A 16,275-nucleotide genomic window follows, 5' to 3' on the forward strand; every position below is an offset into this window, starting at 1 on the left:
ATCAATGCGGTTAAAAACAGTTAAGTATTGGTAAATTTACCATAACGTGTAACAAATTATCTTCGTGAAATTTGTCATACACTAATTTTATGAATCTTTAATTTAATCATAATGGGAGTATTTTCTTCAACTATCGGTCGCCGGGATTTTATAAAAGGATCAGGTGCGTTGTTGGCTGCATCGGCGCTGCCGTTTTCTTCTTTTTCGGCCGATCGGCCCGTTCGGCTTGGGATTGTTGGGGTAGGCGGACGGGGCACCAGTATGTTAAAGGTGGCCTTGAGTATCGAAGGTGTCCAAGTGGTAGCAGTTTGCGATATTGTCGAAGAGCGGGTAGCTCGTGCTCAGCGATTGGTGGAAGATGCTGGTCAACCCAAGCCCAAAGGCTATAGCCGCGGCCCGGAAGACTACAAGCGTCTGGTGGAACAAAATGATTTGGATGCGGTGTATACGGCAACACCGTTTGATCTCCATACCCCGGTGATGCTGGCAGCCATGCGGGCCGGAAAATACGGAGGTACCGAGATGCCTGCGTGTTTTACCCTCGACGAGGCGTGGGAGTTGGTTGAGACATCCGAAAAAACAGGGATGCCCTGCATGTTGATGGAAAACTATTGCTACATGCGCAACGTGCAGATGATTTTGAATATGGTCAATCAACAAGCTTTTGGTGTGCTTACGCATTGTGAGGTAGGGTATCAGCACGACACACGTTATGTTAATTTTGATTCGAGCGGAGAATTACTCTGGCGAGGACATGTGAAGCTGAACCATAATGGTAACCTTTATCCTACGCACGCCATCGGTCCTGTTTCACAATGGCTCGACGTGAATCGCGGAGACCGCCTCGATTACTTGGTATCAATGAGCAGCCGGGCTGCTGGTATGAAACGTTATGCGGAGAAGCTTGGCGGCAAAGACCATCCGAGCACGAAATTGGACTACGCAATGGGCGACGTGAATACAACGCTCATTAAAACACATAACGGCATCACGATAACGCTTTATTACGATACCCAAACCCCACGCCCCGTCGACTTCATCTGGCGGATCCAAGGAACAGAAGGGATTTATTCGGGCACATTAAACAAACTTCACCTGGAAGGCCGTAGCCCTTCACACCGGTGGGAGGATGCATCGGAATATTTGGATGAATATGACCACCCCAACTGGAAGAAATACGGAAAAGTAGCGAAGGAGACAGGTCACGGCGGTAGCGACTACCTGTGTATGCTGGATTTCGTAACCGCAGTAAGGAACAAAACTGAAACACCGATAGATGTATATGATGCAGTTACCTGGAGTATCATTACGGAATTGAGCGAAAAGTCTGTAAAAAGCGGGAGTCGGCCTGTTGATTTTCCAGATTTTACGAAAGGGAAATGGAAAACCCGTGAACCGTTGGGTATAAACTTGATATGAGGTTTTCATTTCTATTTTTTCTTTCCTTTTTCACAACCGCTAAAGCACAGCCAAGCGATGGTCTGTCAGCGGAGGAAGTCGTCATTGTATTCGAGATCGCACAAAACGAATCGATATACGTGCAAAGTGCTTTTGGAGAGCCTCCCCAAATCGGTATCTGGTTAGAAAACCCGAATACCGGGGAGGTGCGGACGGTTTTTGTAACAGAAAAGACCGGAAGAGGAAGTTATGAAGGAAAAGCAGGCGTGCCCGTTGCATTACCCGCGTGGATCGCTGCATATCGTTCGGAAACGGGGCGCACCGACTTTCCGACATTACGCAAACCTGTGGTAGACGCCATTACCGGCCCCACGTCCAAACAAAGCCTCATCGAGAAGCGTGTTGCCGTGGAAGCGGGAGCGAACTGGAACTACTACATCGAAGTCAATGTTGCAGGCGACTATAACCATACGTATCCACAGTTCCATGATAATGGCAGCGCAGACTTTGATGGCAATGGGCAGCCTTCCCTTATTTATGGTGGAAAAATCACCGCGAACCCAGGCGCACATTCGCAACCTGAACTGCTAGGGGTGACGGAGCAGCTGTTTTTTTCCCCCGTTATAAAAACCGACATGAGCGGTATCGATACCGCTAAAGAAATTTTTAGTTCGATAACCGTATCCTGCCTTACAACCAACCCTTAATCTTTCTTCATAGTAGCTTTTTCTTGATACGCCCTTTTTTCAACTACTGGAGGGGCGATTGAGGGTGGTTAATGATGGCGTCACATCGATTTAATATAAAGATAACGTATTGGGTTAAAATAGTTTAAATGTTGAGTAATTGCATTTCAGGGTGTGGGTTCATTCCTCCATATCTTTGTATTAGATAGCCGTCCATGCTCGGTGCAGTCATGGTTAAATCGTTCAGTCGAGGCTAGTAATCAATTAGGAAACGTAAAAAATGGAAATGTAAACTTAATGAAGCTAAACTAAAAAAGGTAAGACTACCACCTAACAAATTTGAAAATTTAATTTATGAACTATGAGCGTTTACACAAGAAAATTTGCAAGTAGATGGCTATCGTGGCAGCTCGTTGGCGCTGTAACATTTTATCCAATGCTTATGCTTGTCGGGATGATCGCATTTCCGACGCTTCTCTTGGCCCAAATCACCGTATCGGGTGTAGTAAGAGATAGCAGTTCGGTTCCCGTCTCCGGAATATCCGTTGGGCTGCAAGGGACCACAACCGGCACGGCTACCGACGAAGATGGTCGGTACTCGTTGAGTATCCCAAGTACAGATGCCATTTTGATGTTTAGTGGCGTGGGCTTTGCCGAGCAGGAGGTTCCGCTTGATGGCCGCACGAGGGTTGATGTGACGTTGTTGCCATTAAGTAGGCAAATTGAGGATGTGGTTGTTGTTGGTTTCGGTAAGCAAAAGCGCACGGACATGATCGGTTCGGTTACGTCCGTGAAACCAAGTGAACTTAAAGTTCCTTCCAGCAACCTAACCACGGCCCTTGCAGGGCGAGCGGCGGGGATCATTGGTTTCCAACGTTCGGGAGAACCAGGAGCAGACAATGCTGACTTTTTTATCCGGGGTGTCACGACGTTTGGGTATAAAGTAGACCCCCTGATTCTGATCGACAATGTGGAAGTAACCACCACAGATTTGGCTAGGTTACAAGTTGACGATATCGAGTCGTTCAGTATCATGAAAGACGCAACCGCTACCGCAATTTACGGCGCCCGCGGTGCGAATGGGGTGATCTTAATTACGACAAAAGAGGGTAAGGAGGCGCCTGTTTCGCTGAATTTACGGTTAGAAAACTCATTTTCCGCCCCCACCAGCAATGTAGAGTTGGCAGACCCCGTAACGTATATGCGAATGTATAATGAAGCGATTTTGACCCGAGACGCCTTAATACCGATCAAATTCCTCCCCGAGCAGATTGAGCGTACAGCGGAGGGGGCCGATCCGCTCTTGTATCCGGCGATAGATTGGAGAGACATGCTATTGAAGGATTATACCACCACCCAACGCCTCAATCTTAGTGTTTCGGGCGGGGGTAAGGTAGCGAGGTATTTCGTGTCGGGGGCCTTAAACCAGGATAATGGCATATTGAAAGTGCCGCGCATGAATGATTTTAATAACAATATCAACTTGAAAACGTATTCGCTGCGGAGTAATGTCAATATCGACCTCACTAAAACCACGGAGTTAGCCGTGAGGCTTAGCGGTTCATTTGATGATTATATTGGCCCGATTAAAGGAGGTACACAAGTCTACCGGGATATTATGCGGACCAATCCGGCATTATTCCATCCTTACTATGAGGCAGTAGGAGACTACCAATACCTCAATCACATTATGTTCGGTAACGCCCGCGAAGAAGACGGCTTGTATATTAATCCTTATGCTGAGATGGTTCGCGGATACCGTGAGTATTCCCGCTCCATGATGCTGGCCCAATTACAATTAAATCAAAAACTGGATTTCATAACCGAAGGATTGAATTTTCGGGTGATGGCCAATACCACCAGAAATTCGTATTTTTCAATCTCCCGGCAATATAACCCCTTTTATTACCAATTGAATCCGCCGGTTCGGAATTCGGCAGCCGGGCATACGTTCAACGTGTTAAATGAGCTGGACGGAACCGAGTATTTAGATTTCGATGAAGGAGACCGGTCCGTCAGTTCACTCTTTTATATGGAAGCTGCGCTCAATTACGAGAAAGCCATTCAAGAAAAGCACAACCTGAGTGGATTACTGGTCGGTATTCTCCGTAACGAGTTGAGGGGAAATACCGGGAGCTTGCAGCAATCGTTACCTTATCGGAATATAGGTCTTTCGGGCCGGTTTACCTATGGATACGACTCGCGATACCACGTGGAATTCAATTTTGGTTATAACGGTTCCGAACGGTTCCACGAATCTCAGCGCTTTGGTTTCTTCCCCTCGGCGGGCATAGCCTGGACGATCTCCAATGAGAAGTTCTGGGAGAATTACCGGGAGGCAGTCAATAACCTCCGGATCCGGGCGACCTACGGATTGGTTGGTAATGATGCCATAGGTAGCGCGGAAGACCGTTTCTATTACCTTTCGGAGATCAATATGAATACAGCTGCACGAGGTGCGAGTTTCGGATTGGATAGGAGCTATACCAAGAACGGCATTACGTTCAATCGATACTCTAATCCAGACATCACCTGGGAAACCGCGTATAAGTCGAATATTGCTCTTGAACTGGGGTTATTTAACAGCTTTACCCTAATGGCCGATTTCTTCCACGAGCATCGAAAAAATATTTTCATGCTTCGCAGTGCAATCCCTCAGCAGATGGGACTGGCCACTTCCATAGCGGCCAACGTAGGTGAGGCCATTGGCAAAGGGGTGGATATGTCGCTCGAATACAATCACTCGTTCAATAACGGCATGTGGTTGCAGTCGATGGGTAACTTCACGTTTGCAAGGAGCCATTATGTGAAATACGAGGAGCCCGACTATACCGATAATCCGACGTTGTCACGGGTTGGACAACCCATCAGCGGTACATTGGGTTACATCGCCGAACGTTTGTTTATTGACGATGAGGAAGTCCTGAACTCACCCGAACAGACGTTTGGTCTCACGCAGGGCGGGGATATCAAATTCCGCGATTTGAATCAAGACGGCATCATCTCAACGCTGGATAGAGCCTTCATCGGTAAGCCGACAGTACCCGAAATCAACTATGGCTTTGGAGTGTCGATGGGTTTTAAAAGTGTAGATTTTTCAATTTTCTTCCAAGGACTGGCCAATGAATCCTTTTGGATCAATACGTCTGCGACCTCTCCTTTCCGCCGTTATACCTACTCGGGCGAGAGTGTTCCCGGAGGCGTTATTCTCGAAAATCACGTGTTGAAATCATATGCCGATAACTATTGGTCAGAAAGCGACAGGGATATCTACGCGCTATGGCCCAGACTAACAACTGGTGATAACGCAAACAACAGTCAGACCAGTACGTGGTTTATGCGTGATGGCGATTTCCTACGTCTCAAACAACTAGAAATCGGTTATAATTTTCCGCAACAATTATTGGATCGCATCTACATGAAGAAATTGCGGTTATATGTGAATGGGACAAACCTGTTGGTGTGGAGTAAGTTTAAGGATTGGGATGTGGAAATGGCGGGCAACGGCCTTGGCTACCCATTGCAACGTGTATTTAATATTGGTATACAAACAAATCTTTAGGTCATGAGAAAATTATTAATGCTTATATGTTTTCCAGTATTACTGGGTTCGTGCGGCAAATACCTGGATATTGTGCCGGATAATGTGGCTACCATTGAATCTGCGTTCACACTGAGGGCCACAGCAGAACGCTATCTGTTTACCTGTTACTCCTGGATGCCGAAAACGATGAACATGACCTCAGATCCCGCAGCGGGTTATTGGGGTGGTGAAATTTGGGGCAAGGAAGGAGCGACAGATAATAATGCTTATTTCTATGGTAAAGGCACCAATGGTGTGTCTTCCCCCCTTTTAAATTACTGGTCGGGAAGCAACGGCGGCCTGCCGATGTTCAGAGCCATTCGAGAATGTAATATATTTCTTGATAATGTGGGCAACGTTCCCGACTTAACCACCTTCGAACGCGATAGGTGGATTGCGGAAGTAAAGTTTCTGAAGGCGTATTATCATTTCCATTTGATGCGTATGTACGGACCGATTCCGCTGATCAAAGAAAGTTTGCCGATCTCTGCCAGCCCCGAACAGGTGCAAACACCTCGGGCTGCCATGGACGAATGTTTCGACTATGTGATTCAGTTATTGGACGAATCTTATGAAAATTTGCCCGAGGTGGTCATTGACCCGCAGAGTGAAATGGGCCGTGTAACAGCTATCGCTAACCGGGCGCTCAAAGCGAAAATACTGATGACAGCCGCTAGTCCGCTTTACAACGGAAATCCGGATTATGTGGATTTCGTCAATTCCGACGGATCACCGATGATGAACAATACATACGATCCGGAAAAATGGGTGATTGCAAGAGACGCCGTCAAAGCGGCGATAGACTTGGCCCATCAGAACAACGTTTCCCTGTATGTGTTTTCTGCGGCGCAAACCCCTGGTCTTGGAGCGGTTACCTTAAGCGATACGACCGAATACAAATTGAGTATCGCTAATGCCTTGGCCTTTCGGTGGAATTCGGAGACCATCTGGGCCGATCCGACCAACGCTCCAGCGCAGGGAATCATGACCCCCACCACGTGGAACCCTGATATCCAGCCCGGATCGTTCAATCACATTTCAGGAAGTTACGGCGCTTCGATGGAATTTTCGGAACGTTTCTATACCGCTAATGGGCTTCCTATAGACGAAGACAAGACCTTCGACTACGAAAATCGATATGACATTGTCCAAACGCGCCCTGAGGACGCGTTCAACCTGATGTCAGACTATGATGTCGTCAAAATGCATCTGGACCGCGAAAATAGGTTCTACGCCAACCTGGCATTTGATGGGACTAAATGGTACGGCCAGGGAAAATATTCAGAAGACGATAATTGGACCGTTGATTTTAAAAGAGGTGGAAACATGACCATGCTCTCTTTTGCGAATTCAATTACTGGATATCAGGTGAAAAAGCGAATCCATTTTCAAAATGTGATCACGGGCTCGTCTTCGTATTCCGTTGTTTGGTATCCGGCTATGCTGATTCGCTTGTCTGATCTCTATCTGTTGTATGCTGAAGCGATCAACGAAGTTTCGGGTCCAACGGATGAGGCGTACGAATATGTCAATCAAATCCGTGAGCGTGCCGGAATTCCCACCGTACAAGATGCATGGACCAATTACGCTATCGACGCGACTAAATACCAGTCGAAAGATGGGTTCAGGGAGATTATCCATCGCGAAAGAGAATTGGAGCTCTGTTTCGAGTCCCAGCTTTTTTGGGACTCCAAGCGTTGGAAAGAGGCCGAGGAAAGGTTTACGGGGTCGATTTCTGGTTGGACCTTTTCAGGCGACTCGCCGGAGACTTATTATGTGCGTACGCATGTATTCGAGCAAAAGTTTGAAAAAAGGAATTACCTTGATCCGCTGGCAGAAAGTGTTTTGCTCAACAATCCAAAATTGGTGCAAAATCCGGGATGGTAGCTATATTTAAGTATAAATCGAAAATAACGAGGTTATGAAAAAGTTAATTATCGCCTTGATTGGCATAATAGCATTCTACGGTTGTAAAGAACCGGTATGGAACCCAGTACCCACGGACGGCGTCACGCCGGGTCCGGTTCGTTCTTACACCGTAACAAATACGTTTGGCAAAGCCATCATCCATTTTGAGGTGCCCGATGAAAACGCGTTATATATAGAGGCGGAGTATACGCTTGATAATGGCGAAACGATGGGCGTGAAAGCTTCCAAGTTTGCGGATTCACTGATCGTCGAAGGGTTTGCCCAGGCAAAGGACTATACCGTCCAATTGTACGCCGTGGGAAGCAATGAACAACGGTCTTCGCCTACGGCGGTAACGGTCACTCCAGACCAGCCCAACTACCTACAAGCGCTAGCATCGCTCGAAGCGATACAAGCGTTTGGGGGCGTTACGGTCGAAACCGTAAATCCGGGGCAAGACGATTTGGTCATTGAGGCCCTTCGAAAAGCGCCGGATGGCGAATGGGAACCGATCGACCGATTTTATTCGGGCATTAAGGATATCCGTTACCATATCCGCGGTCAGAAGGATTCGTTGCAGACGTTCGCTTTCTTTGTGCGAGACCGTTGGCTAAATTATTCCGACACGGTAGAATTCGACATCCTTCCCCTCCGGGAAATCTTGATACCTGCTGTCGATATCTTTGAAATGCCAATCGCTCAAATGCCTGGAAGTGCGCGACCATGGAGTGGCAGTTATCTGGCCAAAAAAGCGGTCGATGGAACGATTGCGCAGACCAAGAATCAGAATTACTACATGACGGCGCGTGGCACCGGAATGCCACAACATTTCAATGTTGATCTTACCAATACCTTCCAATTGAGCCGCGCTGTGTTTTACGAACGGCCCGAGTATTTCTACCGGTCGATATCACCCCGGAGAATGAAAATCTGGGGCGCCACGGACCCGAACCCCGATGGGTCGTTTGACGGGTGGACGCTGCTGGGAGAGTTTGAGGTTATTAAGCCGTCGGGCATACCGGGAGATCAAATAAATGAAGATGATGAGGCCCAATCTAGGGCGGGGCACGACTTTGAGTTTGATGGTGCAACGATACCGGTGCGATATCTTCGATTCCAAACACTGGAAACTTGGGGGCAGTCGGACTATGTAACCATGACGGAGATCAGCCTCTACGGCAATACAGTTCACTAAAAAATACTTTTCTATGACACCTCACCGTTTGGCAGGTGAGGTGTCATAACATAACAAAACAACTTAGTCATGAAAATCACGTTTTTCCGGCGCTCCCATTGTCGACCGTTTTCGCTAGCCCTAGTTGCTTGGGTGGTGGTCCTTGTTTTCAATTCCTCCTGTTCCTCCACGCAAAAGGTACATTTTCCAACATCCAATTGGGTAGCTAACGAACAAGTATCTGCTAAGACCGATTCGAGCGTATTACGACAGATCGATTCGATTATGCAAAAAGCACATGCCAATGGGATATTGATTCGAGACGGCTTTGTGGTAGGTGAATGGACGTACGATAAGCCACTAGAAACCAAGATCGAGGTGCAATCCATCACCAAAAGTGTTGTCAGTCTGTTGTTAGGAATTGCGTTGGATGAAAAGAAAATAGCGAATATCAACGACAAAGTGTATACCTACTTCCCGGCATTCGATGTTGGTCCGTATACGAAAGACATCACGTTCAAGCACCTGGTAACCGTATCCTCTGGCATCGAGGCCAAAAAACACGGGTATAACTACGGCAACCCCGGGAACATGCAGCCGGGCGTGGAAGCGAGGTACCATAACGACCATTTTGACCAATTAGCCAGGGCGTTGACTTATATTTTCGATGAATCGTTATTGGACGTGTTGAAAAGCAGGGTGCTGGCTGTTCTGGGTGCCGAGGTAGAATGGCGGGCAGACGGTGAGGTTGTATCAAAATCAGGCGCGCGCATACCGGTAAATGCCGGATATGCATTTATCAAATGGTCCGCACCGGACTTGGCTAAATTTGGATACTTGTACCTGAATAACGGATCCTGGAACGGAAAGCAGCTGGTTTCTAAAGAATACGTTAAAGCGACCATGACACCTATTGACATTCCTTTGATGGTTTCAAGGCCCAATCAGCCGGTTCGGGAGGACGTGAACAACACCTATGGCTATGGGTGGCGAGGAATTAAAAGGAATGACGGCGTGTTGTGGTATGCAAGTGGTAACGGCGGGCAGTTTTGTGCTGTTATACCGGAAAAGCGAACGGTGTTCGTGAAAATCAACGGCTACGGCGAGAAATACCGACCCTTTCGCGGACTATCAGTTTTTAAGGATTTACTCCAAAAACTATAGCAACCGCCTGTTTTATTTATTTTTAAATTTGATACGATTAACAACTAGTAATATGGCAAATAATAGCGAATCAGGGGCTTCCCCTCTAGAACATCAACCAGAAAACCCAAATACCTCGAGAAGATCTTTTCTGAGTACGTTAGGACTGGGTGTCGCCTCACTTGGCCTGGCGCAAATGGGTTGTTCTGCACAGAAAAAAACTGCAGGGTCTCCCACCGCCTCCAACGGCAAGGTGATTTCCGGTTTTGACGAGCAGGGTAAAGAGACGGTGGATCTACATGCCGGCTGGGAACCCGTGTCCGACCGTAAGGTTCGGGTAGGTTTGGTAGGGTATGGCCTTTGTAAGTTTGCTGCTGCATTTGGGTTTCAAGATCACCCCAACGTCGAAATAGTAGCCGTCAGTGACCTTTATCCCGATAGATGTGACGGGTTGGCGAAAGCCGCGCGATGCGATAAAAAATATCCGTCGTTGGAGGAAATGGTTAAGGATGATCATATCGAAGCGATTTTCGTGGCAACAGACGCACCTAGCCATGCTCGGCACGCCATATTGGCGCTCAACCACGGAAAGCACGTCGCAGTAGCTGTACCCGCCGTTTTTGGAACCTTAGAAGAAGCCGACGAATTATATAACGCGGTGAAGCGGTCGGGCAAGAAGTACATGATGTTCGAGACCTCCTGTTTCCGTGAGGATCTATATGCGATGCGTAAGATCTATCAGGCGGGAGGATTTGGCGAGATCGTATATTCGGAAGGCGAGTACATCCATTATGGATCCAAGCCGTTGAGCTCCTACAACGGCTGGCGTGATGGTAATCCGCCGATGTTTTATCTCACCCATGCTACCGCCTATTATGTAGGAGTTACCGGAGGGCATTTCACCGATGTGTCGTGCTATGGGAAGAAAAGCCATCTCGACTACTTGAAAGGTGGCAACAATCGCTATCATAATCCATACGGGACCCAGATTGCCATGTTTGAGGCCGATAACGGTAGTATTTCGCGTATGCTTTATTCCAAAGATACACCGGGCTCAGGCGGCGAGGTTGGGAGATTACGGGGAGAATTAGGGTCGTACAGCCGTGAAATAAAGTACAAAGGAAAGATGGAAGACAACTTGCCGCAAACAAAGCGGCCACCGCTTCCTCCAGGTGTTAAACCAGGCGGGCATGGCGGTGCACATGGCCACCTCACCGAAGAGTTTATACAATCCATTCTGGAAGACCGCCAGCCGTGGGTCAATGTCGCGCTATCCCTGAATATGAGTGTGCCGGGAATTATTGCGCATCAATCGTGTTTAAAAGGAGGCGAATCATTAAAAATCCCCTACTACACGATGTGGAGCTAGTTTGGCATAACGGTTAATATCGCTTAAGTATTGAGTAAATAATGTAAATGGCTTTTTTGCTAATCGGCTTAATTTTGATGAAATTACCGACTATTAAAATGGACAACTAACAAGCACGATATGCCATATGGCTCAATTTATAAAGCCATCCGCAATTGTTGAAGCACATCCCGCGATTAAAAGATAAAACTTAAAGAGAAAATGAACAATGCAAAGTCATCAGCGCTATTAGCCGCAAATGAGCAATATATTCCCGGTGGCGTCGTGTCCCTGAATCGAAAATCAGATCCTAACGTGTGTTTTGTGCGGGGCCTGGGCAGCCGCGCATGGGACCTCGACGGGAACGAATACATCGATTACCAAGCAGGGTTTGCCGCGGCTTTTCTTGGCCATAACGATCCCGACGTTAATAGCGCGGTAAGAGAAGCCATCGACCAAGATACGGTATTGATGGGAGCAGGACCTACCGAACTGGAAGGCGAGTTTGCCAAATTATTTTGTGAGGGTGTTCCAACGGTAGAAAAAATCCAAATCACAACGACAGGATCAGAAGCAACGTATCATGCCATCCGTATTGCTCGCGCAGCGACGGGCAAAAATCACATCATCATTATGCAAGGTGGATACAACGGTTGGCATAATGACGTGGCGGGGAATGTGATCAGTAGCCTTGCCGATGTGGGGGAGCGCGTAAGCCCCGGTGAATACCCATTTGATGCACTATCTGCCGGCATACCCGACACCCAAAAATCGTTGGTACACGTCGTTAATTATAACGACTTGGATTCGGTCAATTACCTTTTAAAACGGTTTCCAATCGGCTGTATGCTCCTTGAGCCCATCCTACAGAATATTGGAATCGTAAAGCCGCAGCCGGGATATCTGGAGGGCTTGAGGAAGTTGGCTGACGAGCATGGGCTTTTGTTGGTCTTTGATGAGGTTAAAACAGGATTCAGACATGCGCTGGGAGGATATCAAAGCATCTGTGGTGTAACGCCCGATTTGAGTACTTTTGGTAAGGCCGTGGCAAATGGTTACCCGCTGGGCGTGATTGGCGGAAAGAAAAAATATATGGATTACTTCATCGATCCGGATAAATCCAAGCGTGTATTGATAGCCGGCACATTCAACGCCCATCCCTTGACGACCGTGGCCGCGATCGCTACGCTTAGGAAGTTAGCTTCGCCCCAGCATCAGGTGTATCAACACGTCGAACACCTCGGTCAGGTATTGGAAGATGGATTGAACGCCATATTCGGGCAATACGACCGGCCCTACCACGTAGCGCGCCAAGGTTCGGCGTTTTGCGTATACTTCATGGATCATGCGCCGGTTGATTTTCATGATATTGCCGCAAACAACGATTTCGAATTTGATAAAAAATACCGACTATCACTCATCGAAAAAGGTATCTTTAACTTTCCTTTACCGATAAAACAAGGAAGTATCTCCTATGCACATACGATAAAAGATATCGAAGAAACACTGGAACGGACGCGTGTGGTCGTAGGCGATTTAATGAAAAGAAATTGAACAGCGGCAATACCGTTATGAACTCAAAACGATAATATTAATAGTGAAGCCATCATGATGTATTCTACCACACAAGGAATGAATAAATCTGATCGCTTCATCACCATTAAAAACAAAATATAGACAGATGAAAATAACTTCCGTAAAAGCGTTGGTGTGCCATGCTAGAATGCGAAATTGGATTTTTGTCAAGGTAGAGACGGACCAACCGGGATTATGGGGGTGGGGAGAGGCCACGCTTGAGTGGCATACCCGATCCGTAGTCGGGGCAATTGAAGATATCGAGCAATTAATCGTAGGCGAAGATCCGCGCCGGATTGAGCATATTTGGCAGAAGATGTACCGACAGCATTTCTGGCACGGTAACGGTATTGTTCGGGGAACAGCGATGAGCGGAATCGATATTGCACTGTGGGATATAGCCGGTAAAATCCATGGCGTACCTACCCATGAACTTTTAGGAGGTAGGGTACGTGATTATATCCGATTATATTGCCATCTTGGTGGTGGGAAGATGGAAGATTTTTACCAGACAAAACCAGACGATGCCAATCGATTTGCCGAGTTGGCCCAGCAGGCCGTTGACGATGGCTTCACGGCGTTTAAGTCCATGGCGGTTCCGAGCACGATGCCGTTAGAAGGATTGAAGCCTGTCCGCTATGCGGAAGCCTGCGTACGCGCCATGCGCGAGGCAGTGGGCGATGGTGTGGATATCATGGTCGATTGCCATGCGCGTCCCAGTCCCCGGATGGGGCTGCAATTTGCCAAGGCACTTGAACCCTACGGCCTCTATTTCTTCGAAGAACCGTGTTGGCCAGAATCGATGAAAGACATCGCCCTGATCCAGCAGTCGGTAAGCACACCGATAGCCACGGGTGAACGTATTGTTGGTGCACACGCTTTTAAAGAGCTTTTTGAATTGCGCGCTGCCAGTGTAGTGCAGCCAGATTTGACGCATTGTGGGGGAATAACGGAAGGCCGTCGTATCGCGGCATTGGCCGAAGCGTATCGGGTAGCCATGGCGCCTCATAATCCACAAGGCCCCGTTAGCACGGCGGCATCGCTCGAGTTCGGGTTTGCTACACCTTCTTATATCATCTGTGAAAACGTACATAATGATGTGCCTTGGCGAGATGCAGTGGTACAACATGGCTATGAGGTCGAAAAGAAAGGGCGTTTGGTTCGGCCGAATGCCAAGCCGGGATTAGGCGTTGAGATCAACGAAGAAGAGGTCATGAAACATCCGTTTCAGCAAGAGGTGTTGCAATGTGCCGTGTATGCTGATGGGAGCGTAGGTGATTGGTAATGTTCAAAAAATGAAAAATGGAAAGGCAATTTGAAGGGCAAACGGCCGTTATCAGCGGTGGTTTGGGCGATATTGGTTTTGCCACAGCCAAAGCGCTTGCAAATAGAGGTGCGAATGTGGCCCTTTGCGACCTGCAGACCGAAGCTGCCGCAGCCGAACAGTTGCGCGCATTGGAACCATACCACGTCAATTATAGCTATGGCCAAGTCGATGTGGCGGATGCTTCCGCTGTGCGGCAATGGGTGGATCGTGTGACAGCTGCGTGGGGAACGCCAAGTCTTATTATTGCCAACGCTGCGAAGGTGACGTTAAAGGGCATGTATGAGTTGACGCCGAGTGAATGGACGGATGAGTTGGATGTCAACCTGAACGGTGCTTTTCATTTGACTCAATACGCTACCGGACTCCTCAAAGAACAGCAGCGTCCCGGCCGGGTCGTATTTGTAGGCAGTTGGGCAGGGGCAAATGTGCATCAACATATGCCCGCGTACTCCGTATCTAAAGCGGCCATGACCATGCTGTGCAAATGCATGGCTTTAGAACTTGCACTGCATGGGATTCTGGTCAACGAAATTGCCCCCGGGTATGTCAATGCGGGATTGTCTGGCCGTATTTGGGAAGAAAATCCGGGTAGGTCCGAGATCGCCAAGGGAAAGGTACCCATCAAGGCCGTTATGAGCGCCGCGGAAGTGGCTGAAAACATCGTCTTCCTATGCCATCCAAACAACACTCATATGACGGGGAGTACCTTGCTGATGGACGGTGGGTTATCACTCAAATATTAGACGGAATGGTGCGATGAGCGATTTTAAAAACAGTGCTTTCGAAGGGTATATCGGGACGTCTCAGGTCGATATTACACCACCGTTAGGCATTTATGCACGTAATTGGGGCGCAGCCGACCACGATGTGGCCGGAGGGGTTCATCGTCCACTGTTGCTGACGTGCATGGCGTTTAAAACAGATTCAGGTACGCACCCGATGGTGCTGATTGGTGCCGATTTTGGAGTATGGAGGAGCGCCGCCGACGGAAGGGCCATCCGGTCTGCTATTTTAGAAGAATTTTCATTGCCGGCGGGCTGCCTGATGTTTTGCTTGACGCATAACCACGCGGGACCTGTGCTTTCCAGGGACGAGTCATCGAAACCCGGCGGCCAGTATATCGACGCGTATTTAATCGATGTGCGTAATTTGGCGATTAACGCAGTTAGACAGGCATTGGACAGTTGCGTTCCGTCGGTGATGACGTGGGGGTATGGGAAATGCAACTTAGCGACCAATCGCGATTTTCGGAATCCAGACAGTGACGCTTTTCTTGCCGGATTTAATCCCGATGCTGAGGCAGATGATACGCTCCTCGTGGGGCGCGCCACCGATATGCAGGGAAACATGTTAGCTACGCTTGTCAATTACGCTTGCCACCCCACGACACTCGGATGGCAAAACGAACTGCTATCTCCCGATTATGCGGGAGCAATGCGGGAAACAGTTACGGAGCATACACAAGCACCATGTCTGTTCCTCCAGGGCGCATCAGGTAATCTTGCGCCCCGAGAGCAATATGTGGCCGATGTGGAAATCGCCGATAAGCATGGCCGCCAGCTCGCCTACGCCGTATTAGCGGCGTTGGAATCGTTGTTGCCCCCCAAAACGGCGCTTGCCTTCGAAGGTGTGGTAAAATCGGGAGCCGATTTGGCGATATGGGGGCGTAAGGCGGTTTCGGTGTCAAACGCGCTACAAGCTGAGACGGTTGACGTCGTGTATGATTTGAAGCCATTACCGTCGTTGCGAGAACTCGAAGCGCAGTACAGCTCGTGCCAAGACCGCGTGGAGCGAGAACGGTTATGGCGGAAGCTAAGCATCCGGAAGAATTTAGGTGATGGAGACCACGTTCCCGTGCCCTTGTGGGTATGGCAGATCGGTGATGCCGTACTGGTGGGTCAGCCAAACGAGGCATATGTTGACCTTCAATTAAAAGTCCGGGCCGATTTTTACCCCCATACCGTTGCTGTAATTAACTTGGTTAACGGCTCAGCGGGTTATCTGCCACCGCAAACAGACTATGACCGCGACTTATACCCGGTTTTGCAAACGCCATTCGCGCCCGGCTCCTTAGAACGTTTGCAGGATGCCGTAACCCGAACCGTTAAACAAATATTGTCTAATTCGAATTAA

Annotated in this window: 11 protein-coding genes; all 11 read left to right on the forward strand. The window is 48.4% G+C overall.

The features are described from left to right. Positions 1–111 precede the first annotated feature (111 nt). The 11 genes from U9S71_RS02315 (at position 112) to U9S71_RS02365 (ending at position 16,275) form a co-directional block, all read left to right on the forward strand. Positions 112–1,419, forward strand: coding sequence for a Gfo/Idh/MocA family oxidoreductase (locus U9S71_RS02315; protein ID WP_326324931.1), 1,308 nt, complete (start codon positions 112–114; stop codon positions 1,417–1,419). Beyond that, a complete protein-coding gene (locus U9S71_RS02320) occupies positions 1,416–2,105 on the forward strand; it encodes a T9SS type B sorting domain-containing protein (RefSeq protein WP_326324932.1) in 690 nt (229 codons plus the stop codon). Before U9S71_RS02315 ends, U9S71_RS02320 begins: the two co-directional genes overlap by 4 nt. Before the next feature lie 415 nt (positions 2,106–2,520). Continuing rightward, positions 2,521–5,646, forward strand: coding sequence for a SusC/RagA family TonB-linked outer membrane protein (locus U9S71_RS02325; protein WP_326324933.1), 3,126 nt, complete (start codon positions 2,521–2,523; stop codon positions 5,644–5,646). A 3-nt stretch (positions 5,647–5,649) separates the two neighbouring features. After that, the gene (locus U9S71_RS02330) at positions 5,650–7,554 is read left to right on the forward strand and encodes a RagB/SusD family nutrient uptake outer membrane protein (protein ID WP_326324934.1); all 1,905 of its coding nucleotides are present in this window, start codon (positions 5,650–5,652) and stop codon (positions 7,552–7,554) included. A 34-nt stretch (positions 7,555–7,588) separates the two neighbouring features. After that, entirely contained in the window at positions 7,589–8,770 is a 1,182-nt protein-coding gene (locus U9S71_RS02335; protein ID WP_326324936.1) for a DUF5000 domain-containing lipoprotein, read from the forward strand. Positions 8,771–8,839: 69 nt separating this feature from the next. Continuing rightward, the gene (locus U9S71_RS02340; RefSeq protein WP_326324937.1) at positions 8,840–9,913 is read left to right on the forward strand and encodes a serine hydrolase domain-containing protein; all 1,074 of its coding nucleotides are present in this window, start codon (positions 8,840–8,842) and stop codon (positions 9,911–9,913) included. A gap of 52 nt (positions 9,914–9,965) precedes the next feature. Next, entirely contained in the window at positions 9,966–11,261 is a 1,296-nt protein-coding gene (locus U9S71_RS02345; protein ID WP_326324939.1) for a Gfo/Idh/MocA family protein, read from the forward strand. A gap of 201 nt (positions 11,262–11,462) precedes the next feature. Next, positions 11,463–12,794: an aspartate aminotransferase family protein gene (locus U9S71_RS02350; RefSeq protein ID WP_326324940.1), complete on the forward strand. Its 1,332-nt coding sequence runs from the start codon at positions 11,463–11,465 to the stop codon at positions 12,792–12,794. A gap of 127 nt (positions 12,795–12,921) precedes the next feature. Further along, positions 12,922–14,100: a galactonate dehydratase gene (dgoD, locus tag U9S71_RS02355; protein ID WP_326324941.1), complete on the forward strand. Its 1,179-nt coding sequence runs from the start codon at positions 12,922–12,924 to the stop codon at positions 14,098–14,100. Positions 14,101–14,117: 17 nt separating this feature from the next. Then, positions 14,118–14,885 (forward strand): SDR family NAD(P)-dependent oxidoreductase, encoded by a 768-nt coding sequence (locus U9S71_RS02360; RefSeq protein WP_326324943.1) that lies wholly within the window; start codon positions 14,118–14,120, stop codon positions 14,883–14,885. Positions 14,886–14,898: 13 nt separating this feature from the next. After that, positions 14,899–16,275, forward strand: coding sequence for a hypothetical protein (locus U9S71_RS02365; RefSeq protein ID WP_326324944.1), 1,377 nt, complete (start codon positions 14,899–14,901; stop codon positions 16,273–16,275).

This window comes from Parapedobacter flavus (assembly GCF_035818675.1).
Classification (GTDB): domain Bacteria; phylum Bacteroidota; class Bacteroidia; order Sphingobacteriales; family Sphingobacteriaceae; genus Parapedobacter; species Parapedobacter flavus.

Bases quoted from the DNA above. Each gene is read 5' to 3' on its own strand.
- U9S71_RS02340 (WP_326324937.1), top strand. From the start codon at position 8,840: ATGAAAATCACGTTTTTCCGGCGCTCCCATTGTCGACCGTTTTCGCTA.
- U9S71_RS02345 (WP_326324939.1), top strand. From the start codon at position 9,966: ATGGCAAATAATAGCGAATCAGGGGCTTCCCCTCTAGAACATCAACCA.
- U9S71_RS02360 (WP_326324943.1), top strand. From the start codon at position 14,118: ATGGAAAGGCAATTTGAAGGGCAAACGGCCGTTATCAGCGGTGGTTTG.
- dgoD (WP_326324941.1), top strand. From the start codon at position 12,922: ATGAAAATAACTTCCGTAAAAGCGTTGGTGTGCCATGCTAGAATGCGA.
- U9S71_RS02315 (WP_326324931.1), top strand. From the start codon at position 112: ATGGGAGTATTTTCTTCAACTATCGGTCGCCGGGATTTTATAAAAGGA.
- U9S71_RS02320 (WP_326324932.1), top strand. From the start codon at position 1,416: ATGAGGTTTTCATTTCTATTTTTTCTTTCCTTTTTCACAACCGCTAAA.
- U9S71_RS02350 (WP_326324940.1), top strand. From the start codon at position 11,463: ATGAACAATGCAAAGTCATCAGCGCTATTAGCCGCAAATGAGCAATAT.
- U9S71_RS02325 (WP_326324933.1), top strand. From the start codon at position 2,521: ATGCTTATGCTTGTCGGGATGATCGCATTTCCGACGCTTCTCTTGGCC.
- U9S71_RS02335 (WP_326324936.1), top strand. From the start codon at position 7,589: ATGAAAAAGTTAATTATCGCCTTGATTGGCATAATAGCATTCTACGGT.
- U9S71_RS02365 (WP_326324944.1), top strand. From the start codon at position 14,899: ATGAGCGATTTTAAAAACAGTGCTTTCGAAGGGTATATCGGGACGTCT.
- U9S71_RS02330 (WP_326324934.1), top strand. From the start codon at position 5,650: ATGAGAAAATTATTAATGCTTATATGTTTTCCAGTATTACTGGGTTCG.